Below are 20,528 nucleotides of genomic sequence, written 5' to 3'. Positions count from 1 at the left end.
ATGACTGACTACGCCAGCCGTTGTGCGATCCGTTCCAGTTGGGCGACGTTATCGCCCATTTGCCGGGCGATTTGGTGAAACGCCTCACTAATGCGCTCATCTGCAGCCACTGTTTGCCAGAATCTTTGCGCCAGTGGGATAGCGAAGCTCCAGGCGGCCTTGCTGACCGACGTATCCAGCGCCAGTTCGATAGCATCGCTACGCATTGCGCCCGAACTGGCAGGGGCAAAGGCCATCGGCAACATATCGTAGACAGGCGTTAACCCCATCGGCGGCGCAGAAAAGTAAAACGACAGATTTCCCGCATGCATATCGCTGTTGGCGATCAGGCGACCAAACGCCCAGAGTTGCTCCGTCTGCGCTACAACCTCTTCACCCACCAGCCGCTGGCTGGCAAGTTCAGCGACACTTTTCGGCCATGTACCTGGCACAGGGGCATACTCACTTTTTAGAGCCTCCAGAGAGACAATGGCACGCCGTCCTTCCGTACCGACACAATCAAAGCGCACACTTTCCAGAAAAATCTGGCGGCTTTCATTGCTAAGTACTCTGGCTGCACTGACCGGGATATTCGCAGCCCTCAGCACGTTCAGCGCAATCGACTCCGCTACCAGTAAATCTCCCCAGCGTTGAGAAGAAGCAGATACCTGTGGCGCGGTAAATTTGACCAATACATGAGCCGGCCCGGTTTCCGTCTGCGCAAAACAGGTAAATTTCGGCTGCTCTCCACCCGCAGATGAACCGGTGATCTCTCCTTCCAGCGCATCGCTTGCAAACGCTGCGTAGGCACTGACTTTTTCACGCGCTGCTATAGCCGTGGGCCGCATCGTCTGCACCCAACGTTGATAACTGGCGTCGCCAATCAGCCAGCCTCCCGGGTTCTCGCCGCTAAAGACCGAGAGCGCGAACAATACATCCTCTTCCTGCCACAGGTGAATATCTTCCGGCAGGCCAAACTGACGGGCGATGTTCCGCCCCCATGATCGCCCTAAAAAACCCTGCGGCCGCAGATCGGTGAGATACCATGGCAGACCGTCAAACCATTGCCAGCCACCCTCTTCTAATGTGACCAGACAACTGCCCTGTGGCCAGCATGTGTGTAGTTCGCCCCACTTGTAAACATGGCCTTGTTCATCAATTCTGCGTAATGCAAAACGCTCAATACCACGTACAGGGCGTAACAAGGCATAGCGCGTAGCACGTGCTTTACCAAATTGCAGTACCTGTGGCTCGGTGGCAACCAGCCGTGAAAAGGTTGCCTGACTAATCTTTAGTACCGTACGTAAAGCCAGCGCTGACTGTGGCCCTTGTAGCAGAAGATCGGTAAGCACACTCATCAATGGATAGATTCCTGAATAGATACTTGAATAAATTTATAGCACTATTTTTATGAATTGAAAGGAAAAAACGGAAAGAAGAGATATTAAAATGAATAAATAAAAGGGCAGAGAACCTGCCCTTAGAAATGAAACTTACGCTTTATCACCCAGCAGGACAGATTCCAGCGCAATTTTGATCATGTCGTTGAAGGTGGTCTGACGCTCAGCGGAAGTGGTCTGCTCATGCGTACGGATATGGTCGGAAACGGTGCAGATGGTCAGCGCTTTCGCACCGAACTCCGCCGCAACGCCGTAAATGCCCGCTGCTTCCATTTCCACGCCCAGGATGCCGTATTTTTCCATTACGTCGAACATTTCACCGTCCGGGGAGTAGAACAGATCGGCGGAGAACAGGTTGCCCACGCGCGCGTCTACGCCCAGCGCTTTTGCCGCATCAACCGCGTTACGCACCATGTCGAAATCCGCAATCGCCGCGAAATCGTGATCTTTGAAACGCATACGGTTCACTTTGGAATCAGTGCAGGCACCCATACCAATAACGATGTCACGCAGTTGCACGTCCATACGTACCGCGCCGCAGGAGCCGACACGAATGATTTTTTTCACGCCGAAATCGGTGATCAGCTCTTTGGTGTAGATGGAGCAGGACGGGATACCCATACCGTGGCCCATAACAGAAATTTTGCGGCCTTTATAAGTGCCGGTGTAACCCAGCATGCCGCGCACGTTGTTCACTTCGCGGTAGTCTTCGAGAAAAGTTTCCGCAATATGTTTTGCACGCAGCGGGTCGCCCGGCATCAACACTACGTCAGCGAAATCGCCCATTTCTGCATTAATATGTGGGGTAGCCATCGTCAATTCCTTTATGTCGTTGTCGTTGAAACAGAAAGGGCGGGAAGCTCCCGCCCAAAATCATCAGAACATGGCCTTGCCATATTCCATATCAGAGACGCCAAAGTACTTCGCAACCGTCTGACCAATATCGGCGAAAGTGTCACGGTGACCCAGCGAGCCCGGTTTCACTTTCGGGCCGTAAACCAGTACCGGGATGTGCTCGCGGGTATGGTCGGTGCCTTTCCAGGTCGGATCGCAGCCGTGATCGGCGGTCAGGATCAGAATGTCGTCTTCACCAACCAATTCCATCAGTTCCGGCAGGCGACGGTCAAACAACTCCAGCCCAGCGGCATAACCCGCTACATCGCGACGATGACCCCATGATGAGTCAAAATCGACGAAGTTGGTAAAGACGATTGTCTTATCACCGGCTTCTTTCATCTCTTTAATGGTCGCGTCAAACAGCGCATCCAGGCCGGTGGCTTTCACTTTTTTGGTGATGCCGCAGTTGGCATAGATATCGGCGATTTTACCGACCGAAACCACGTGGCCATCTTTCTCTTCGACCAGTTTTTGCAGCACGGTGGCTGACGGTGGTTCAACGGCCAGATCATGGCGGTTACCGGTACGCTGGAAATTACCTGCTTTGTCGCCAACAAACGGGCGCGCAATCACGCGGCCAATGTTATAACCGCCTTCGGTCAGCTCTTCACGCGCGATTTCGCACAGCTCATACAGCTTGTCCAGTCCAAAGGTCTCTTCGTGGCAGGCAATCTGGAACACCGAGTCCGCAGAGGTGTAGAAAATCGGCTTGCCGGTTTTCATGTGCTCTTCGCCGAGCTGGTCAAGGATCACCGTACCGGACGAGTGGCAGTTGCCGAGGTAACCCGGCAGATTTGCGCGTTTCACCAGCTTATCCAGCAGTTCCTGCGGGAAGCTGTTCTCGGTGTCGCTAAAGTAACCCCAGTCGAACAGCACCGGCACACCGGCGATTTCCCAGTGGCCTGACGGCGTATCTTTCCCGGAAGAGAGCTCATGCGCCCATGCGTAAGCACCGGTGATTTCTGCGTTGGCGTCCATCCCGGCAGGAATAAAGCCTGTAGCGCCTTCATGCGCCTTCGCCAGACCCAGACGGGTCAGATTAGGTAAATTCAGCGGGCCTTTGCGCCCGGTGTCGGCTTCACCTTTCGCGCAAACTTCAGCGATGTGACCGAGGGTATCGGAACCCACGTCGCCAAAGCGCTCCGCGTCTTCGGTCGCGCCGATGCCGAAAGAGTCCAGCACCATAATAAATGCACGTTTCATATGTTCTCCGTACCTTGTGCTTTGTAAAAAAGCGATCAGATCAGTATACCGCTATTCAGTAATGCGGCGATAGACCGTCGGTGTCTCTTTTGGTGCGCTGTCGCCCATCGTAATGGCCGCTTTCACCGCCTGCGCAGCCTCTTGCCAGCTGGCTTCGTCTTTGGCGTGGATAACGGCCAGCGGTCGCTGACCATCAACGCGTTCGCCCAGACGCACCATATCGGTAAAGCCGACGCTGTAATCAATATTGTCCGACGCCTGGCGACGACCGCCGCCCATCGACACCACCGCCATACCCAGCGCGCGCGTATCCATCGCCGTGATAAACCCTTCATCATCGGCATATACCGCTTTGCTGAGCGTCGCCGTTGGCAGGTATTTCGCGTAATTTTCCACGAAATCGCGCGGCCCTTTTTGCGCCGCAACCATACGACCAAAGACCTCGGCCGCTTTACCGTTATCCAGCACCGCTTGCAGCTTCGCTCGCGCATCGGCGTCATCTTGCGCCAGCTTGCCGGAGATCAGCATCTCCACGCACAGCGCCATGGTGACGTCAAACAGGCGCGGATTGCGGTATTCACCGGTCAGGAACTGCACCGCTTCGCGCACTTCCACCGCGTTGCCCGCGCTGGAAGCCAGCACCTGGTTCATATCGGTCAACAGTGCGGTAGTCCGCACGCCAGCGCCGTTGGCAACGCCAACAATCGCTTCCGCCAGTTGTTCAGACAGGGCGTAAGTCGGCATAAATGCGCCGCTGCCCACTTTGACGTCCATCACCAGTGCATCCAGCCCCTCGGCCAGTTTTTTGGCGAGGATAGAAGCCGTGATTAACGGGATAGAGTCCACCGTCGCGGTAATATCGCGGGTGGCGTAGAAACGTTTATCCGCTGGTGCCAGCGAATTGGTCTGGCCGATAATCGCCACACCGACATCCTTAATAATTTCGCGAAAACGGTTATCTTCCGGGAAGATATCAAACCCCGGGATCGCTTCCAGTTTGTCGAGCGTGCCGCCAGTATGACCAAGTCCGCGCCCGGAAATCATCGGAATATAGCCGCCGCAGGCCGCCACCATCGGGCCGAGCATCAACGAGGTAACATCGCCCACACCGCCGGTCGAGTGTTTATCCACCACCGGGCCGTTAAGATCGAGCGGTTTCCAGTCCAGAACGGTGCCTGAATCTCGCATCGCCATGGTCAGCGAAACGCGCTCCGGCATCGTCATGTCGTGGAAGAAAATGGTCATTGCCAGAGCAGCAATCTGCCCTTCAGAAACGGTGTTATCGCGTATTCCGTTGATAAAGAAACGGATTTCTTCATCACTCAGCGCGAGACCATCGCGTTTTTTTCGAATAATTTCTTGAGCGAGAAACAAGGTAACCCCCTGAGGAATAAAGCCGGAAAATCCATTTAGGCCGGGTAACAGTCCGCTACCCGGCAATGACAAATTAATAGCTGCTTGCGCTCTTACCGTCGCCGTGGCCCAACGCTTTCAGCAGACTTGCCAGCAGGCTGGAAGCCCCAAAACGGTAATGACGGGCATCGACCCAATCGGCGCCAAACAGATCGTCGGCAATGGCCAGATACTGCTGCGCATCTTCCGCGCTACGCACGCCACCAGCCGGTTTGAAACCGACGGTTTTCTCAACGCCCATATCGCGAATCACTTCCAGCATGATGCGTGCACTTTCCGGAGTCGCATTTACCGGCACTTTACCGGTCGACGTTTTAATGAAATCTGCACCGGCTTTAATGGCGATTTCAGACGCTTTACGGATCAGCGCTTCCGTTTTCAGCTCACCGGTTTCGATAATCACTTTCAGTAGTACGTTCGACGCCGCACAAGCCTCTTTACAGGCTTTCACCAGATCAAACCCCACCTGCTCGTTACCGGCGATCAGTGCGCGGTACGGGAATACCACGTCAACTTCATCCGCGCCGTAAGCAATGGCGGCGCGCGTTTCGGCCAGAGCGATGTCGATATCGTCGTTACCATGCGGGAAGTTGGTCACGGTTGCGATACGCACATCCGGCGTACCTTGCGCGTTCAGGGTTTTGCGCGCAATCGGGATAAAACGCGGGTAGATACAGATGGCGGCGGTATTGCCCACCGGGGTTTTTGCCTGATGACACAGGGCGATGACTTTCTCGTTGGTGTCATCATCATTCAGGGTGGTCAGGTCCATCAATTTCAACGCACGCAGGCTACTTGCCGTTAAATCACTCATCATTCTCTCCGACGGCGTAATGCCGGTTTTCTGTTCGGGTTTGTTAGTATTTTAACATCAACCCACTTTCACACTTCGACACCCATCACAGTTAATGAAAACTAAATTCACGTTTGCAAAACCATAATGGGACATTGATCAAATTTTTAAATTCACATCGGTAATGATTGCGCTGACAGGGAACGGGATCAAAAGCGACAAACAGCCGGCTCCGTACACTCATCGCCATCACTCAAGGAAATAAGAGGAACGATGATGTCCCCGTCTGTTGATCCTTTATTGCTGTCACGCTGCCAGCAGATTGTTACCAGCCCAACGCTCACACCGGAACAAAAGCGCCACTTCCTGGCGCTGGAAGCGGAAAACGCCCTGCCCTATCCGGCGTTGCCGCAAGCGGCACGCGCAGCACTAGATGAGGGTGCCATCTGCGATATGTTTGAGGGCCACGCCCCCTACAAACCGCGCTATGTGCTGCCGGATTACGCCAAATTTCTTGCAAACGGTTCCGCCTGGCTGGAGCTGGAAGGGGCAAAAGATCTCGATGATGCCCTCTCGTTGCTGACGATCCTCTACCACCATGTTCCATCAGTGACATCAATGCCTGTTTATCTCGGTCAGCTTGATGCCCTGCTACAACCATATGTTAAAATTCTAACACAACACGAGATCGATATCCGCATAAAACGTTTCTGGCGCTACCTCGACAGAACGCTTCCAGACGCCTTTATGCATGCCAATATTGGCCCATACGATACCCCCGTTACGCGCGCCATTTTACGCGCGGATGCAGAACTGAAGCAGGTTGCGCCAAACTTAACCTTCATCTATGACCCGGATATTACGCCAGATGATCTTCTGCTGGAGGTGGCGCGTAATATTTGCGAATGCAGCAAACCGCACATCGCCAACGGCCCGGTGCATGATAATATTTTCACAAAAGGCGGCTACGGTATTGTAAGTTGCTACAACTCTCTGCCGCTGGGCGGTGGCGGCAGCACGCTGGTACGCCTCAATCTGAAAGGGATCGCTGAGCGTAGCGCGTCATTGGAGGATTTTTTTACCCGTCAGCTGCCACACTATTGCCAGCAGCAAATAGCTATTATCGATGCCCGCTGCGATTTTCTGTATCAACAATCCGGCTTCTTTGAGCATAGCTTCTTGGTGCAGGAAGGGCTGATTTCTGCCAACCGTTTTGTGCCTATGTTTGGTATGTATGGGCTGGCCGAAGCGGTCAATACGCTGTGCGAAAAAGCCGGTCTCGCCGCGCGTTATGGCCACGATGAACAGGCCAACGCGCTCGGTTACCGCATCAGTGAACAACTGGCGAGCTTTGTGGCAGACACGCCGGTAAAACATGGCTGGCGACAGCGCGCCATGCTCCATGCGCAATCGGGAATCAGCTCCGACACTGACACCACGCCAGGCGCGCGGCTGCCTTATGGCGACGAACCGGATCCGATTACCCATCTTCTCACCGTCGCGCCGCATCATGCGTGGTATCACGCCGGGATCAGCGACATCTTGACCCTCGATGAAACGGTGAAACACAACCCGCAAGCGATCGTGCAACTCTGTCTTGGCGCGTTTAAAGCGGGCATGCGCGAATTCACCGCTAACGTCGCAGGCAACGATCTGGTTCGCGTCACCGGGTATATGGTGCGCCTGTCAGATATCAAGAAATTCCGTGCCGAAGGCTCACGCACCAATACCACCTGGCTGGGTGAAGAGGCAGCGCGTAACACGCCTATTCTGGATCGACAACCCCGCGTGGTCAGCCATGAACAGCAGATGCGCTTTCGTCAGTAAAATCCTCCCGTTCTCCTGCGTGGACGGGCCAGGCAGCCGGCTGGCACTGTTTTTACAGGGCTGCAATATGCACTGTAAAAGCTGCCATAACCCGTGGACTATCGGTCGCTGCAACCACTGCGGTGGTTGTGTGGCAGGTTGTCCACAACAGGCGCTCTCCTTCAATGGCGCAGAAGTGCAATGGAACGCAACGCGTTGCGAGCAGTGCGACACGTGCCTTCGCATGTGCCCGCAGCACGCCACGCCAATGGCGCAGAGAATGACGGTTGAACAGGTTATGGCGCAGATCCGCAAAGTGGCGCTGTTTATTGAAGGCATTACCGTCAGCGGCGGCGAAGCAACGTTGCAACTACCGTTTCTGCATGCGCTGTTCTCCGCCTTGCGCCATGACGCTCAACTGCGCCATCTGAGTTGCCTGGTCGACAGTAACGGCCTGCTTAGCGAAACCGGCTGGCGCAAGCTGTTGCCGGTCTGTGACGGCGCGATGATCGATCTCAAAGCCTGGGGCAACGAGCGCCACCGTGTTCTTACCGGACGGGATAATGCGCCAGTGAAAACCAGCCTGCGGCTACTGGCGACAGAGAAGAAATTAGCGGAGTTGCGCCTGCTGGTGATCCCGGAACAGAGCGATTATCTCGCGCATATTGATGCGCTGGCAGCCTTTATTCATCAACTCGGCGAGGTGCCGGTGCGGCTAAACGCCTTCCATGCGCATGGCGTGTACGGTGAGGCGCAGACATGGCGCAGCGCCACGCCGGAGGATGTGGAACCACTGGCGCAGGCACTACGGGAACGGGGCGTGAAAACCGTGCTGCGCCCGGCGTTATATCTGTAGCGCAAAGAGCCGCTGCGTATTTTCCAGCAGCGCCTGGGCAATGACATCTGGTGCTTCGCGGCGTAACTCGCACAAAACGTCGAACACTTGCGCTGCCCGCTCAGGCCGGTTGGGTTGGCCCTGAAAACCATTGAGCGGCATGTCCGGCGCATCCGTTTCCAGCAGCAATGCAGAAAGCGGCAACTGCGCTATTACGTCACGGGTTTTACTGGCGCGCGGGTAGGTAATGGTGCCGCCCACGCCGATGCAATAACCCAGTTCAACAAAGCGCTGCGCCTGTTGCAGGCTACCGGCAAAACCATGCACCACGCCACGACGGGGTAAATCATGTTTTTTTAAATGCATCGCCAGTTTGTCATGCGTGCGGCGTGAATGGAGGATCACCGGCAGATCAAAGCGTTTTGCCAGTTTTAGTTGTGCGTCTAACACCTGCTGCTGGCGCGAAAATTGCGGATCGTCGCGGTAAAGATCGAGGCCAATTTCCCCTATCGCCACCACTTTCTCAGGCTTTGTCGCAAGCATCTGTTCAAGTTGTTGCAGGCTTTCCTCGCTGTGCTCTTCTATCACAATCGGGTGTAGCCCCAGCGCGGCGTACAGCGCGGTATGCTGGTGCGCTAAATGGCAAACGCGATCAAAATAACGCGCGGCGATCGCCGGAACAATAATGCGCTCCACGCCAGCGTCGCCCGCTCGGGCGATACTCGCCGCCTCATCGCTGTAAAAAGGCGGGAAATCGAAATGACAGTGGGTATCGATAAAGCGGAAACTCACGCCGTATCCTCTTTGTTGATGGGTAAATCGTTGGCCTGCTCGACGCTGACCAGCGGCGTATCCAGCGCGTCGTTGGCCACCGCAGCCGGTGGAACAACACGCGTCGCAGGCGCGATAACTGGCGAGTGGCGCACCAGCGGCGGGGTTTCCGCCAGCAATTTGCCCACAGTCGCCAGGAAATAGCGCCCGCACAAACGCCCGATTTTATAATCCTCGCGCAGCGCCGGTAAACGGCTACCCAGTGCCATGCTGTTCAACAACTTCGGCGGATAGATTTCAAAAATACGCAGTTTACCCGGCGGCGCTTCGATAAAGCGTTGGATTGCCATGTAACTTTTCTCATGGTGCTGCACCAGATTGATTAAGGATTGCAGGCTGCTCTCTCCCAGCCAGCGTTCCATCCGTTTGAACCACTGGGGCGTGTAGTACATTTGTGACGGGACAGTACGGATCACTACAATCGTGTTCGCGCCGCGTTTTGCCGCCTCCTGCACCGGAATGGCATCGCTAACACCGCCATCGAGATAATTTATGCCATCAAGCATCACGCCCGGACGATAAAAGCCGGGGATCGCACTGGAAGCACGGATCAAATCGAGCCATGTCTGATGCGTAGGGGAGAAATAGGCTGCGGAGTAATCATCCTGCCGACAAGCACACATATAAAACGCTTTGCCCGCATCGAAAGTCCGCGCCGCGTAGTCCATGGCCAGCGGCATCTGGCTTGAGGTCGATTCAACCAGCCAGTCGAGATCGATAAGGTTGCCGCCGCGCACAAAGCGCACCGGATTGAAAAATTCCCGCGAGGTGGTGTAGCGCATGATCACTTTGCGTGCGTAACCAGGTTGGTTGCAGACATAAGCGGAAAGGTTTTGCGCACCGGCAGAACTGCCAAAATAGAGGTCGAAAGGATTAAATTCCGCACGCATGAACTCGTCCAGAACGCCAGCGGTAAAAATACCTCGCTGTCCACCGCCCTCGCATACAAGCGCAAGCCTGCCCGGGCGAAAGGGTTTTAACGCCAGCGGCGCGATGTTGCCGAGCGTAACGGGAATATGCTGGCCCACTCTGCTTTCCTTATTGATGCGCTGAATGTCTCAAAGTAGCGCACTTTTCCCGCAGCCGAAACAGCAAAGCCAGTCACAAGGACTGGCTTTAATGTAACCGAAATTTAAGCGTGTAATACGCTATGGACGCCGACGTCCCATAAACAGGCTGACGAGGAACAGGATGATACCGACGATAAAGACAATTTTCGCGGCTCCTGCTGCCGTACCCGCAAGACCACCAAAGCCCAGTGCGGCGGCAATTAACGCGATAACCAGAAATATAATGCCCCAACGAAACATAAAACTCTCCTTTACCATAGTTAATTTCAACCGCTTAAGGTGGACGCTCAGGATGCCCACCGGCGATGTTTTTCCTGGTACGTGCTTGTCATACCCGGCTTGAACCGGGTAGTGACGTTTTCAGGATTAGTTACTTCACTTTGAGATCGTTCTTCACGCTTTTCACGCCGTCGATTGCTTTGGCGATACTTTCAGCGCGTTCACTTTGTGCCTGTGAATCTACGGTACCGGACAACTGCACCACGCCATCGGTGGTTTCAACCTTCACCTTACGGGAAGGGACAACATCGTCGGCCAGCAGTTTTGCTTTGATTTCACTGGTTGTTGCGGTATCGCCCGCATAACCTTTCATGGTCTTGTTTTTGCCGTCACGCACGTGCAGCTTATCGCTCACAGAAACCACACCCTCTACGCCTTTCGCTACGGAGACGGCTTTTTCTGCCTGCGCCTGGCTCTCAACAAAGCCGCTCAGCGTGACCACTTTTTTGTCCGTTTTCACGGAGATATCAGTGCTTTTAATGTCTTCATGATCCACCAGCGCCGCTTTAACTTTCGCGGTGATGGTGCTGTCATCCATGAAACCACCGACTTTATTCATTGAGCTATCGATTGATTCCCCTGCACTGGAAGCAGCATTTTGCGCTTTGTCGGTGGTAGTCTCCGCAGCGAATGCGGAACCACTTGCCAGAACAGAGCCCAGCATTACGGCCAGCAGAGTTTTGGAAATAGTCAGTTTTTTCATAGTCATCGATGTTATTCCTGTTGGTTTGCCCACAATTTGGGCCATAAGCAGCAACGTGTGCCGCTCTACTGCTGTGGTGAAAACCACCCAATTCAGCAACTGATGACGCGTTTACAATCCCGCCGAACATCGCGCTAAAGCAGTTGTTAATATTCCTTTGCGAAGAAATGAGTGGATAAAAGACTATACTTCACGCATTGAACAGGACTTTTATCCACCCGATTTGTCATCACTTTGTTAAATATAGATCACAATCGACAAAAATCATGGCCGGGTGGGTAAAAAACGAACAAATGGAGGCGAAATGACGGGTTTTAAGAACAATCCGCAAGGGGCTAATTAGACAGGAGAAGTGACAGAGCACGGCGCAAACCGTGCTCTGCAGAAGGATTAATGCTCGCGAGTTTTGTGGAAAGTCACTTCCGGATAGCGTTCCTGTGTCAGATTCAGGTTTACCATCGTTGGGGCGATGTAGGTCAGGTTATCACCGCCATCAAGCGCCAGCTGGATTTCGTTCTTACGTTTGAATTCCTCGAATTTCTTCACGTCAGTACTTTCAACCCAGCGTGCCGTCGCCACGTTCACAGACTCGTACACCGCTTCCACGTTGTATTCGCTCTTCAGACGGGAAACCACCACGTCAAACTGCAGCACACCCACCGCGCCGACAATCAGATCGTTGTTAGCGATGGGACGGAACACCTGCACCGCGCCCTCTTCTGAAAGCTGAACCAGGCCTTTAAGTAACTGTTTCTGCTTCAGCGGGTCACGCAGACGGATGCGACGGAACAGTTCCGGTGCGAAGTTCGGAATACCGGTGAACTTCATCATCTCGCCCTGGGTGAAGGTGTCACCAATCTGGATCGTACCGTGGTTATGCAGACCAATAATGTCACCCGGGTAGGCTTCTTCCACATGAGAGCGATCGCCGGCCATAAAGGTCAGCGCGTCAGAGATAACCACATCTTTGCCGGTGCGCACCTGGCGCAGCTTCATGCCCTTCTCATAACGGCCAGAAACCACACGCATAAACGCCACGCGGTCGCGGTGTTTCGGGTCCATGTTGGCCTGAATTTTAAAGACAAAGCCGGTGAATTTGTCATCATCTGCTTTCACTTCGCGGGTGTCGGTTTTACGCGGCATTGGCGCAGGCGCCCACTCCACCAGACCGTCCAGCATATGATCGACACCAAAGTTACCCAGCGCGGTACCAAAGAAGACAGGCGTTAATTCACCGTTCAGGAACAGCTCTTTATCGAACTCGTTCGATGCGCCCTGCACCAGCTCCAGCTCATCGCGCAGCTGCTGTGCCAGGTCTTCGCCCACGGCTTTATCCAGATCCGGGTTGTTCAGCCCTTTAACGATGCGCACCTCCTGGATGGTGTGCCCCTGCCCTGTCTGATACAGGTAAGTTTCATCTTTATAGAGGTGATAAACGCCCTTGAACAACTTACCGCAGCCAATCGGCCAGGTGATCGGCGCACAGGCGATCTTCAGCTCATTTTCCACTTCATCCAGCAGCTCCATCGGATCGCGAATGTCACGGTCAAGTTTGTTCATAAAGGTGAGGATCGGCGTATCGCGCAGACGGGTAACTTCCATCAGCTTACGGGTCCGATCTTCAACCCCTTTTGCCGCATCGATAACCATCAGGCAGCAGTCCACGGCCGTCAGTGTGCGGTAGGTATCTTCGGAGAAGTCTTCGTGCCCCGGGGTATCCAGCAGATTGACCAGGCTGGTTTTATACGGGAACTGCATCACGGAGGTGGTAATAGAGATCCCACGCTGCTTTTCCATCTCCATCCAGTCGGATTTCGCGTGCTGGCTGGAACCGCGCCCTTTTACCGTACCGGCGGTTTGAATCGCCTGTCCGAACAGCAGCACCTTTTCGGTGATCGTCGTTTTACCGGCATCGGGGTGCGAGATGATAGCGAACGTGCGGCGCTTTGCTACCTCTTGTAAATAAGGAGACAACGTCATAATGAAATCTTCTGTGTAATTGCGCGGCCTGAGGCCTCGCGATGAAATACGAAAAATGCGGCTATTGTACTCAACGGTGGAGAGCAGACAATCAATGTTTACACAGGAGTTGCTCCAGTTCGTTCAGGGACGTGACGGTCCAGGTCGGGTTGATACCTTCAGGCAGTGTGCGATCGTGCGCATTCAACCAGCAGGTCGAAAGCCCGGCGTTAATGCCGCCCAGAATGTCGGATTCAGCCGTATCGCCAACCATCAGCACACGCGCGCGATCCGGATTACCCGCTTTTTGCAGCGCGTAATCAAAGATCTTCGCATCGGGCTTCGCCACACCAACTTCTTCGGAAATCACTAATAAATCAAAATAGTCGCGAAGGCCGGTACGTTCCAGGCGGATTTGCTGCAAGGCGGTGAAACCGTTGGTGATGATGCCGAGTTTCGCTTTGCCTTTGAGGCTGTCCAGTAATGATACAGCACCTGGCAGTGGCGCGCAGATTTCGGCCATCGCATTCAGAAACGCATCGTTCAGCGAACCGGCGGGGACGTTCAGGCGTTCAGACCAGCTCTGAAAGCGCTGCGTCTGCAACTGCAATGCGCTGATGGCGCCATTTTGGTAATCCACCCACAGCGGTTTGTTAACAGCTTGATATTCTGCAAAATCCTGATCGGTGAATGTCACGCTATAGTCAAGAAACATCCGTTGTAAGCCGCCAAACGCATCAAAGGTAAACAGCGTTTCGTCAGCATCAAAGAGTATCCAGTCCCATTTCATTACATCACCTTTTTAAATTGCTAAAGCCATCACTATCGCGTCTTCGCGCCCGTTGGCGGTGGGGTAATAGTTACGGCGAATGGTCGCTTCGTTAAAACCTAAACTTTCATACAGCGCGATAGCACCCACATTAGAGGCGCGGACTTCCAGCCACAGCGTCAGCACGTCGCGTACTTCCAGTTCATGAATCAGATGTTCAAGCAACTGACGTCCCAGCCCTTTACGCTGCCAGGCCGGATCGACGGCGATGTTAAACAGCGTGGCTTCGTCGAGCACCACCTGGGTAATGGCAAATGCGGCCATTTCATTTCCGACCATCAACCGGTAGTTGAGATAGCGTTCGCCCTGATTGCTGGCCAGCGTTTTTTCGCTCCAGGGGAAGGCATGTGCCCGTGTTTCTATTTGATATGCGCGGGTTAAATCAGCCGTGCTGAGGGAAGAAATCGTGTTCATGTTCGCAGATTTGTTGCCATAGCGCGGCGCGAGCCGCAGGGTTTGTGCGTAGCTCATCAACCGTCGGCGTCGCAACCTGAGCGCCCGCCAGAGCCTGCTGCGCTTCAACACCCAACCACCAGCTGTTGCACTGGCTTTCGGGCGGTAGCATGGCGACGCGATCGGGTGTCAACTGGAGGACTTGATCTTCTGTCACGGTTAGCGCGCGCAGTACGTCGCTGACCAATGGATCGCTCAGCGTCGGCAATGTCGGTGAAATCATCACCAAACGGATATGCGCGGGCAGCGAAATAGCAATTTCCCCCTGCAGCGCCGCCGGGCGACGCAAGGTCCACTGGGTAATGCCCAGTTGCTGTAATTGCCAGTCGCGTCGGGAAGTCATCGTGAAACACTCCTCTATCAGGCGCGCAAATATAACAAACTCGACAAAATTGCGCCATCAACACGCAGCCAGTTAAGAGGCAGCACGTAAAATAACGCGTATACACAAAATCATTCACACTACATTGTGACTGCAAGAGTTGAGGCCCCTCTGGTGCTTAACTGGGGGACGAAGACACAGCCAAGAAAGAGGCAGTGAGAAGGATAACGTGTATAATCGCCGCCTGAATTTAAAGAGGAACCATTCATGTCTGCTTATACCCCGGCAAGTGAAGTCTTGCTGCGCCACAGTGACGATTTCGAACCAAGCCGTATTTTATTTGCCGGCGATTTGCAGGATGACCTGCCCGCTCGCCTGGACACCGCTGAAAGCCGTGCCTGGACGCAACAATTTCATCAGTGGCAGACCTTAAGTCAGCAGATGGGTGAACATGCCCGTTATAGCCTGGTGGCCGATAGCGAGACTATCGGTAACAGCGACACGCTTATTTATTACTGGCCGAAAAATAAACCCGAAGCGCAATTTCAGTTGATGAACCTGTTATCGCTGCTGCCGGTGGGCACCGACATTTTTGTGGTGGGTGAAAACCGTAGCGGTGTGCGCAGTGCCGAACAGATGCTGGCTGAGTTTTGTCCGTTAAATAAAGTCGATAGCGCTCGTCGCTGTGGGCTGTATCACGGTCGTCTTGAGAAGCAGCCGCAGTTCGATCCGCACAGTTTCTGGGGCGAATACATGCTGGATAACCTGACCATTAAAACTCTGCCAGGCGTGTTCAGCCGTGACAGTTTGGATGTCGGTAGCCAACTTCTGCTGTCGACGCTTACGCCGCATACCAAGGGGAAAGTGCTGGATGTAGGTTGTGGCGCGGGTGTGCTTGCAACGGTACTGGCCAGCCACTCGCCGAAAGTGCGCCTGACGCTGTGCGATGTTTCCGCCCCGGCGGTAGAAGCCAGCCGCGCAACGCTTGCGGCGAACGGTATTGAAGGTGAGGTTTTCGCCAGCAATGTCTTCTCAGAAGTCACGGGCCGCTTTGACATGATCATCTCCAATCCGCCATTCCATGATGGTTTGCAAACCAGCCAGGAAGCCGCGCAAACGCTGATTCGCGGTGCGGTACGCCATCTGAATAGCGGCGGCGAACTGCGTATTGTTGCGAACGCCTTCCTGCCTTACCCGGATGTGCTGGATCAAACGTTTGGTTTCCACGAAGTCATCGCCCAGACAGGCCGGTTCAAAGTCTACCGTACGATCATGACGCGCCAGGCGTTGAAGTAACCCGCAGGCCCGATGGAATCATTCATCGGGCAAATTTCCCCCCTCATCACGCCGCGGCCATTTTTACAGCGATCAGCCTCAGTCTGTACAATTAACTATTGACGAAAAGTTGAAAACATCTAGAATGCGCCTCCGTGGTAACGATACTTCAAGAGTATCGATGGTATGCGAAGGTGGCGGAATTGGTAGACGCGCTAGCTTCAGGTGTTAGTGTCCTTACGGACGTGGGGGTTCAAGTCCCCCCCCTCGCACCATAAACCACGTTGATATCGCTCGCACTGTGCGAAGGTGGCGGAATTGGTAGACGCGCTAGCTTCAGGTGTTAGTGTTCTTACGGACGTGGGGGTTCAAGTCCCCCCCCTCGCACCAACGAGGCGATATCAAAAAGTAAGATGACTGTGCGAAGGTGGCGGAATTGGTAGACGCGCTAGCTTCAGGTGTTAGTGTCCTTACGGACGTGGGGGTTCAAGTCCCCCCCCTCGCACCAGATATCTTATTCCTTCCCTGTATTTCTCCCCTGTTACATCATCATCTTTAGATTCAACAAGATCAGCATCATTGCGCCAACCAGTGCAACGCCTGAAGGCAATAAAATAAAATGGCGTAAACGCTTATGGTAAAGCATGACGGGGGTGAGTAATAAGCCCAGAACAATCACCATTCGCCACGCATTGGCTGATAAATCCGCCAGCATCAGCACAGCAACAATGACTCCCGGCACAACAATTCCCCAGCCACTTCCCAGCGCGCGTTGCAACATGGTTTTATCTCTCACACCGATAACGATAACCAATATCATATGATATCTTTTCTCATTTGTCAGCCTGCGGTCATACGGTCGTATGAAGATTACTCATCATCTAATGACAGTCATTCAGGAAGGTGATAAATTAAGCGCTGCTTAAATCTAAATCCAAATCACTAATTTTTCGCAATGATAGTTTTGTTGCGTTACTTCTTTTCTTTTTGACTCATAATGCAGCGACAACTCGCGGATAAATAACGATTTTTAGGTATGACATTACAAACCTGGCAATCTCTGTGTAATAAGAGATATCGATTGTCCCTACGACTCTTTTTACTGCTCAACGCGATCTCAGCTTTGTTCTCTATTGCTATGCCGCTTTACAATCAGCACGCCTTCACCTTTCCGGTGTGCGCTATTTTTGCGGCAAGCGTCCTGTTGCCCGCCTGGCAAAAGTGTTATCCAAAAGCAAAAATCAATATTACTTTCATCTCATGTATATTTGGCTGCCTGTGGGCATGGCATGTGATCACCAAAGTCAGGTTACTCAATGACAATACCTCCACTTACCTGCTGATTGCCTTGTTAAGTGTGCTTTTTATCGGCTCCATCGCTTTTTCAAATAACATTGTCGCCTTTTTGCTGCACTCTTTGCCTGTGTTCGTAACATGCCTGTGGCTTAACGAAGGGGAAAGCGCAATCAGGCTTATTTGTACCTTTGCGTTGCCAGTGCTGGGGATCTCTATCCAGCATGCGATCCAAAAACGTAACGATAGTTTCGCCCTTGCGCTGATGAACCGCCTGATGCAGGAGCGCAAAACCCTCAACGATCTGAGCATGCTTGACCCGCTAACCGGCCTGTATAACCGTCGTGGTTTGCAACATAAACTCGATAACTTGCTGGCCGTCGATGAGAGTTCGCGTTTCGTCCTGCTACTCGATATTGATCATTTCAAAGCCTACAACGACCATTACGGTCATATGATGGGCGATCAGGCGCTTATCCGCGTTTCCGCCGCTTTACGGGACGCCGTGCGCTCCCGTGATATCGTCGCGCGCTTTGGCGGCGAAGAATTTATGATCCTGCTGAATAATGTCGATGTCGAACAGGCGCGCTTTACCGGAGAGCGCATCCGCCAGAAAGTGTACGATTTAAAAATCCCGCATATGTTTAACGAAAGCGTCGCCACGAACGTCACAATCAGCATCGGCATTGCGCCTCTTGTCGATCACGATATTGATGCGGCACTTTCGCTCGCCGATAAAGCCTTATATGAAGCCAAACATTTAGGTCGTAATAACATTCTGGTCAGTGGTGAGCTGCAAGTCGCTTGAGGCGTGATCGGCGCTAACTTTACGATAAAACTGTTGCTATCGATTTTCCCTCTGGATAGGATTGGCAATCATTATCGTTTAGATTTCCTATCGGCTGGCGCTATGACTTATCGCACCGCATCGATCACCGAAAACATTATCTGGCGAAGCCGACTCACTGATGAGCGCGATTCGCTGGCAAACGCCATGCGGGAAACTATCGCCAGCACCCGTGAATATTTACTCGATTTTATTCGTCTGAATGAACCCGCACCGTATGCGGCAATGACACTGACCGAGTGGTCGCGCCCTGCGGCATTGCAGTCACTTATCGCCACCTATTCCGATCATATTTACCGTAACCAGTTGACGCAGCCGCGTGAGAACAAACCGTTGCTGTCGCTATGGGCGCAGTGGTATCTCGGCCTGCTGGTGCCACCACTCTTATTGACGCTGCTAACGCAAAAAAGCGCCATTGATCTCTCCCCGGAACATTTTCATGTTGAGTTCCATGAAACCGGCCGCGCGGCGTGTTTCTGGATTGATGTGCAACAGGATAATAAGTTGTCGTCATGCGATGATGCGCAGCGAATTTGTGCGTTAACGACACAGGCGATGCTCCCGGTTGTTCAGGCGCTGGAAGCCACCGGCGATATCAACGGTAAACTTATCTGGAGCAATACCGGTTATCTGATTAACTGGTGCCTGGGGGAACTCATTCCACAGCTAGGTGAAACGCGTGTCGCCGCGATTCGACAGCTTTGCTTTTTTGAAAAGCAGCTCGCGGACGGCAGTGATAACCCTTTGTGGCGCACAGTGGTTTTGCGCGACGGCGTTCTGGTGCGTCGTACTTGCTGCCAGCGCTATCGCCTGCCGGATGTTCAGCAGTGCGGTGACTGTACATTGAAATAAGCAGAGGGCGATTAATCGCCCTCTACGTTTTTATTCGACACCATCACGCAACTTGTTTCTCTTCCTCTGCGCGTTGCGCCTCTTCAGCTTCCTGTTCCAGCAACTGTTTCTCATACACTTTGAAGAACGGGTAGTAAATCACCGCCGAGACACAGGCCAGCAGAACGACAAGAATCGCCGCGCGAAAATCCCAACCTAATGCCCATGCGCCGCCAATCGGCGCTGGCGCGGTCCAGGGGACGACAGAGATAACCCGGCCAATCAGATCCAGTTTCATTGCCGCCCAGGCAATAATCGCGTTAAGAGTCGGAGCCAGCAGGAATGGGATGAAGAACACGGGGTTCATTACAATGGGAGTACCGAAAATAACCGGTTCGTTGATGTTGAACAAACTGGGCACCACGCTCAGGCGTCCGATCGAACGCAAATGCACCGAGCGGCTACGCAAGTAGCAGAACACCAGCCCCATGGTCGCCCCGGATCCGCCGATAACAATAAAGAATGTCCAGAACGCTTCCATAAAGATATGCGGTAACGGCGCACCTTGTGCCAGCGCGCTCTGGTTAAGCCCGAGGTTTGTTAACCAGAACATCTGCAGCATTCCGGAAACAATCGCCGCGCCATGAATCCCCGCAAACCACAATAAATGACCGATGATCACCGCCAGCAAAATCGCCGGCAGCGAGTCCGCCGCCGCCACCAGCGGTTTGAACAGCGCCATAATGGCTTGCGGGATTAACATGTTGAACTGCGTCTGGATGAGCAGGCTCAGCGGATAAAGGGTTAGCACCACGACCAAAACCGGGATCAGCAAATCAAAAGAGTTTTTGATCATTGGCGGCACCTGGTCTGGCAAACGGATGCCTATATTGTGTGCTTTCAGGAAACGCATCATTTCCACGCAGTAAATCGCCACCAGGATCGCGGTAAAAATACCGGTACCGCCCAGGCTATCCACTGGCAATGTGCCGTTAGTTTTCGGCGCTGCGACCAGTAGAAATGCCATCAACGACAGCATCGCGCACATAAATGGATCCAGCTGATGCGACTTCACATAATGTTTACCGAGGTTGTAAGCAATCGCCGCACAGATATAGATAGACATAATGCCCATCGTCATATCAAAAGGCGTGAGGATCCGCCCTTCATACTGCTTCGCCAGGTCCAGCCATGTTCGGGCAAAACCCCAGGTCGTATCTGGCGAAAATGGAGGGTAGGCAAACACCAGCAAAAATGAACCCACTATCATAAACGGCATCGCGGAGATAAAACCGTCGCGAATCGCCATTACATGACGCTGGGAAGAGATGCGTCCGGCTACCGGACTGACATAATTTTCTATAAACCGGAAAATAAGATTAAACGCAGCATGGTTGGCAGACATAGTAGATCTCCTATCAGGCTAACAAAGTAAGCGCATCAGCAACCGTTCTGCCGTGCAGCGATCCATGTTTTTGACGTGAAACCATGCAGGTTTTCGAACCAGCAT

Annotated in this window: 20 protein-coding genes and 3 tRNA genes; 8 read left to right on the top strand and 15 right to left on the bottom strand. The window is 53.3% G+C overall.

Going from position 1 to position 20,528, the window contains the following annotated elements:
• Positions 1 to 8: 8 nt before the first annotated feature.
• The 5 genes from yjjJ to deoC all read right to left on the bottom strand — a co-directional run bounded on the left by yjjJ (position 9) and on the right by deoC (position 5,706).
• Positions 9 to 1,337, bottom strand: a complete 1,329-nt coding sequence (yjjJ, locus tag BN2591_RS07610) for a type II toxin-antitoxin system HipA family toxin YjjJ (RefSeq protein WP_086870394.1) — start codon at positions 1,335 to 1,337, stop codon at positions 9 to 11.
• Positions 1,338 to 1,472: 135 nt separating this feature from the next.
• Complete coding sequence (gene deoD, locus BN2591_RS07605; protein WP_017457844.1) at positions 1,473 to 2,192, bottom strand: purine-nucleoside phosphorylase; 720 nt, start codon at positions 2,190 to 2,192, stop codon at positions 1,473 to 1,475.
• Between the two features lie 63 nt (positions 2,193 to 2,255).
• On the bottom strand, positions 2,256 to 3,479 hold the full coding sequence (deoB, locus tag BN2591_RS07600; RefSeq protein ID WP_086870392.1) for a phosphopentomutase: 1,224 nt from the start codon (positions 3,477 to 3,479) through the stop codon (positions 2,256 to 2,258).
• A gap of 51 nt (positions 3,480 to 3,530) precedes the next feature.
• Entirely contained in the window at positions 3,531 to 4,853 is a 1,323-nt protein-coding gene (gene deoA, locus BN2591_RS07595) for a thymidine phosphorylase (RefSeq protein ID WP_086870390.1), read from the bottom strand.
• Between the two features lie 73 nt (positions 4,854 to 4,926).
• On the bottom strand, positions 4,927 to 5,706 hold the full coding sequence (deoC, locus tag BN2591_RS07590; RefSeq protein ID WP_086870389.1) for a deoxyribose-phosphate aldolase: 780 nt from the start codon (positions 5,704 to 5,706) through the stop codon (positions 4,927 to 4,929).
• Positions 5,707 to 5,961: 255 nt separating this feature from the next.
• On the opposite strand from deoC, the gene BN2591_RS07585 reads away from it, so the two are divergent.
• Both BN2591_RS07585 and BN2591_RS07580 read left to right on the top strand, forming a co-directional pair.
• A complete protein-coding gene (locus BN2591_RS07585; RefSeq protein WP_086870387.1) occupies positions 5,962 to 7,512 on the top strand; it encodes a YjjI family glycine radical enzyme in 1,551 nt (516 codons plus the stop codon).
• A complete protein-coding gene (locus tag BN2591_RS07580) occupies positions 7,484 to 8,347 on the top strand; it encodes a YjjW family glycine radical enzyme activase (RefSeq protein WP_086870385.1) in 864 nt (287 codons plus the stop codon). The genes BN2591_RS07585 and BN2591_RS07580 overlap by 29 nt, the downstream gene beginning before the upstream one ends.
• Here the strand turns inward: BN2591_RS07580 and BN2591_RS07575 are convergent.
• From BN2591_RS07575 to BN2591_RS07540, 8 genes are all read right to left on the bottom strand, one after another.
• The gene (locus BN2591_RS07575; protein ID WP_086870383.1) at positions 8,336 to 9,118 is read right to left on the bottom strand and encodes a TatD family hydrolase; all 783 of its coding nucleotides are present in this window, start codon (positions 9,116 to 9,118) and stop codon (positions 8,336 to 8,338) included. The genes BN2591_RS07580 and BN2591_RS07575 overlap by 12 nt on opposite strands.
• Positions 9,115 to 10,185 (bottom strand): patatin-like phospholipase family protein, encoded by a 1,071-nt coding sequence (locus BN2591_RS07570; RefSeq protein ID WP_086870381.1) that lies wholly within the window; start codon positions 10,183 to 10,185, stop codon positions 9,115 to 9,117. Before BN2591_RS07570 ends, BN2591_RS07575 begins: the two co-directional genes overlap by 4 nt.
• A 120-nt stretch (positions 10,186 to 10,305) precedes the next feature.
• Positions 10,306 to 10,467 carry a DUF1328 domain-containing protein gene (locus tag BN2591_RS07565; protein ID WP_007373037.1) on the bottom strand — a complete coding sequence of 54 codons (162 nt, stop codon included), beginning with the start codon at positions 10,465 to 10,467 and terminating at the stop codon, positions 10,306 to 10,308.
• A 130-nt stretch (positions 10,468 to 10,597) separates the two neighbouring features.
• The gene (osmY, locus tag BN2591_RS07560; RefSeq protein WP_086870379.1) at positions 10,598 to 11,215 is read right to left on the bottom strand and encodes a molecular chaperone OsmY; all 618 of its coding nucleotides are present in this window, start codon (positions 11,213 to 11,215) and stop codon (positions 10,598 to 10,600) included.
• 384 nt (positions 11,216 to 11,599) lie between these two features.
• Positions 11,600 to 13,189, bottom strand: a complete 1,590-nt coding sequence (gene prfC / locus BN2591_RS07555; protein ID WP_086870377.1) for a peptide chain release factor 3 — start codon at positions 13,187 to 13,189, stop codon at positions 11,600 to 11,602.
• Between the two features lie 91 nt (positions 13,190 to 13,280).
• Positions 13,281 to 13,958, bottom strand: coding sequence for a pyrimidine 5'-nucleotidase (yjjG, locus tag BN2591_RS07550; RefSeq protein ID WP_086870375.1), 678 nt, complete (start codon positions 13,956 to 13,958; stop codon positions 13,281 to 13,283).
• A gap of 12 nt (positions 13,959 to 13,970) precedes the next feature.
• Positions 13,971 to 14,411: a ribosomal protein S18-alanine N-acetyltransferase gene (rimI, locus tag BN2591_RS07545; RefSeq protein ID WP_017457833.1), complete on the bottom strand. Its 441-nt coding sequence runs from the start codon at positions 14,409 to 14,411 to the stop codon at positions 13,971 to 13,973.
• Positions 14,380 to 14,793 (bottom strand): DNA polymerase III subunit psi, encoded by a 414-nt coding sequence (locus BN2591_RS07540; protein WP_065369349.1) that lies wholly within the window; start codon positions 14,791 to 14,793, stop codon positions 14,380 to 14,382. The genes rimI and BN2591_RS07540 overlap by 32 nt, the downstream gene beginning before the upstream one ends.
• Before the next feature lie 246 nt (positions 14,794 to 15,039).
• Between BN2591_RS07540 and rsmC the strand changes: the two genes are divergently transcribed.
• The 4 genes from rsmC to BN2591_RS07520 all read left to right on the top strand — a co-directional run bounded on the left by rsmC (position 15,040) and on the right by BN2591_RS07520 (position 16,555).
• Positions 15,040 to 16,068: a 16S rRNA (guanine(1207)-N(2))-methyltransferase RsmC gene (rsmC, locus tag BN2591_RS07535; RefSeq protein WP_086870373.1), complete on the top strand. Its 1,029-nt coding sequence runs from the start codon at positions 15,040 to 15,042 to the stop codon at positions 16,066 to 16,068.
• Positions 16,069 to 16,235: 167 nt separating this feature from the next.
• A tRNA-Leu gene (locus BN2591_RS07530) sits at positions 16,236 to 16,322 on the top strand.
• Positions 16,323 to 16,350: 28 nt separating this feature from the next.
• Positions 16,351 to 16,437: transfer RNA gene (locus tag BN2591_RS07525), tRNA-Leu, on the top strand.
• Between the two features lie 31 nt (positions 16,438 to 16,468).
• Positions 16,469 to 16,555, top strand: a tRNA-Leu gene (locus BN2591_RS07520).
• A 33-nt stretch (positions 16,556 to 16,588) separates the two neighbouring features.
• Here BN2591_RS07520 and BN2591_RS07515 read toward each other — a convergent pair.
• Positions 16,589 to 16,867 (bottom strand): DUF1435 domain-containing protein, encoded by a 279-nt coding sequence (locus BN2591_RS07515; protein ID WP_086870371.1) that lies wholly within the window; start codon positions 16,865 to 16,867, stop codon positions 16,589 to 16,591.
• Between the two features lie 216 nt (positions 16,868 to 17,083).
• Between BN2591_RS07515 and BN2591_RS07510 the strand changes: the two genes are divergently transcribed.
• Both BN2591_RS07510 and fhuF read left to right on the top strand, forming a co-directional pair.
• Entirely contained in the window at positions 17,084 to 18,148 is a 1,065-nt protein-coding gene (locus BN2591_RS07510) for a GGDEF domain-containing protein (RefSeq protein WP_086870369.1), read from the top strand.
• A gap of 102 nt (positions 18,149 to 18,250) precedes the next feature.
• Complete coding sequence (gene fhuF, locus BN2591_RS07505) at positions 18,251 to 19,039, top strand: siderophore-iron reductase FhuF (RefSeq protein WP_086870367.1); 789 nt, start codon at positions 18,251 to 18,253, stop codon at positions 19,037 to 19,039.
• 43 nt (positions 19,040 to 19,082) lie between these two features.
• On the opposite strand, the gene BN2591_RS07500 is transcribed toward fhuF, so the two are convergent.
• Positions 19,083 to 20,423, bottom strand: coding sequence for a PTS sugar transporter subunit IIC (locus BN2591_RS07500; protein WP_086870365.1), 1,341 nt, complete (start codon positions 20,421 to 20,423; stop codon positions 19,083 to 19,085).
• Positions 20,424 to 20,528 lie beyond the last annotated feature (105 nt).

It is taken from the genome of Kosakonia pseudosacchari (genome assembly GCF_900184035.1).
Classification (GTDB): Bacteria; Pseudomonadota; Gammaproteobacteria; order Enterobacterales; family Enterobacteriaceae; genus Kosakonia; species Kosakonia pseudosacchari.
This window is presented reverse-complemented; position numbering and strand designations above follow the sequence as displayed.

Bases quoted from the DNA above. Each gene is read 5' to 3' on its own strand.
- deoB (WP_086870392.1), bottom strand. From the start codon at position 3,479: ATGAAACGTGCATTTATTATGGTGCTGGACTCTTTCGGCATCGGCGCG.
- deoC (WP_086870389.1), bottom strand. From the start codon at position 5,706: ATGAGTGATTTAACGGCAAGTAGCCTGCGTGCGTTGAAATTGATGGAC.
- BN2591_RS07510 (WP_086870369.1), top strand. From the start codon at position 17,084: ATGACATTACAAACCTGGCAATCTCTGTGTAATAAGAGATATCGATTG.
- fhuF (WP_086870367.1), top strand. From the start codon at position 18,251: ATGACTTATCGCACCGCATCGATCACCGAAAACATTATCTGGCGAAGC.
- deoD (WP_017457844.1), bottom strand. From the start codon at position 2,192: ATGGCTACCCCACATATTAATGCAGAAATGGGCGATTTCGCTGACGTA.
- osmY (WP_086870379.1), bottom strand. From the start codon at position 11,215: ATGACTATGAAAAAACTGACTATTTCCAAAACTCTGCTGGCCGTAATG.
- yjjG (WP_086870375.1), bottom strand. From the start codon at position 13,958: ATGAAATGGGACTGGATACTCTTTGATGCTGACGAAACGCTGTTTACC.
- prfC (WP_086870377.1), bottom strand. From the start codon at position 13,189: ATGACGTTGTCTCCTTATTTACAAGAGGTAGCAAAGCGCCGCACGTTC.
- BN2591_RS07515 (WP_086870371.1), bottom strand. From the start codon at position 16,867: ATGATATTGGTTATCGTTATCGGTGTGAGAGATAAAACCATGTTGCAA.
- BN2591_RS07565 (WP_007373037.1), bottom strand. From the start codon at position 10,467: ATGTTTCGTTGGGGCATTATATTTCTGGTTATCGCGTTAATTGCCGCC.
- rimI (WP_017457833.1), bottom strand. From the start codon at position 14,411: ATGAACACGATTTCTTCCCTCAGCACGGCTGATTTAACCCGCGCATAT.
- rsmC (WP_086870373.1), top strand. From the start codon at position 15,040: ATGTCTGCTTATACCCCGGCAAGTGAAGTCTTGCTGCGCCACAGTGAC.
- BN2591_RS07500 (WP_086870365.1), bottom strand. From the start codon at position 20,423: ATGTCTGCCAACCATGCTGCGTTTAATCTTATTTTCCGGTTTATAGAA.
- BN2591_RS07540 (WP_065369349.1), bottom strand. From the start codon at position 14,793: ATGACTTCCCGACGCGACTGGCAATTACAGCAACTGGGCATTACCCAG.
- BN2591_RS07580 (WP_086870385.1), top strand. From the start codon at position 7,484: ATGAACAGCAGATGCGCTTTCGTCAGTAAAATCCTCCCGTTCTCCTGC.
- yjjJ (WP_086870394.1), bottom strand. From the start codon at position 1,337: ATGAGTGTGCTTACCGATCTTCTGCTACAAGGGCCACAGTCAGCGCTG.
- BN2591_RS07585 (WP_086870387.1), top strand. From the start codon at position 5,962: ATGTCCCCGTCTGTTGATCCTTTATTGCTGTCACGCTGCCAGCAGATT.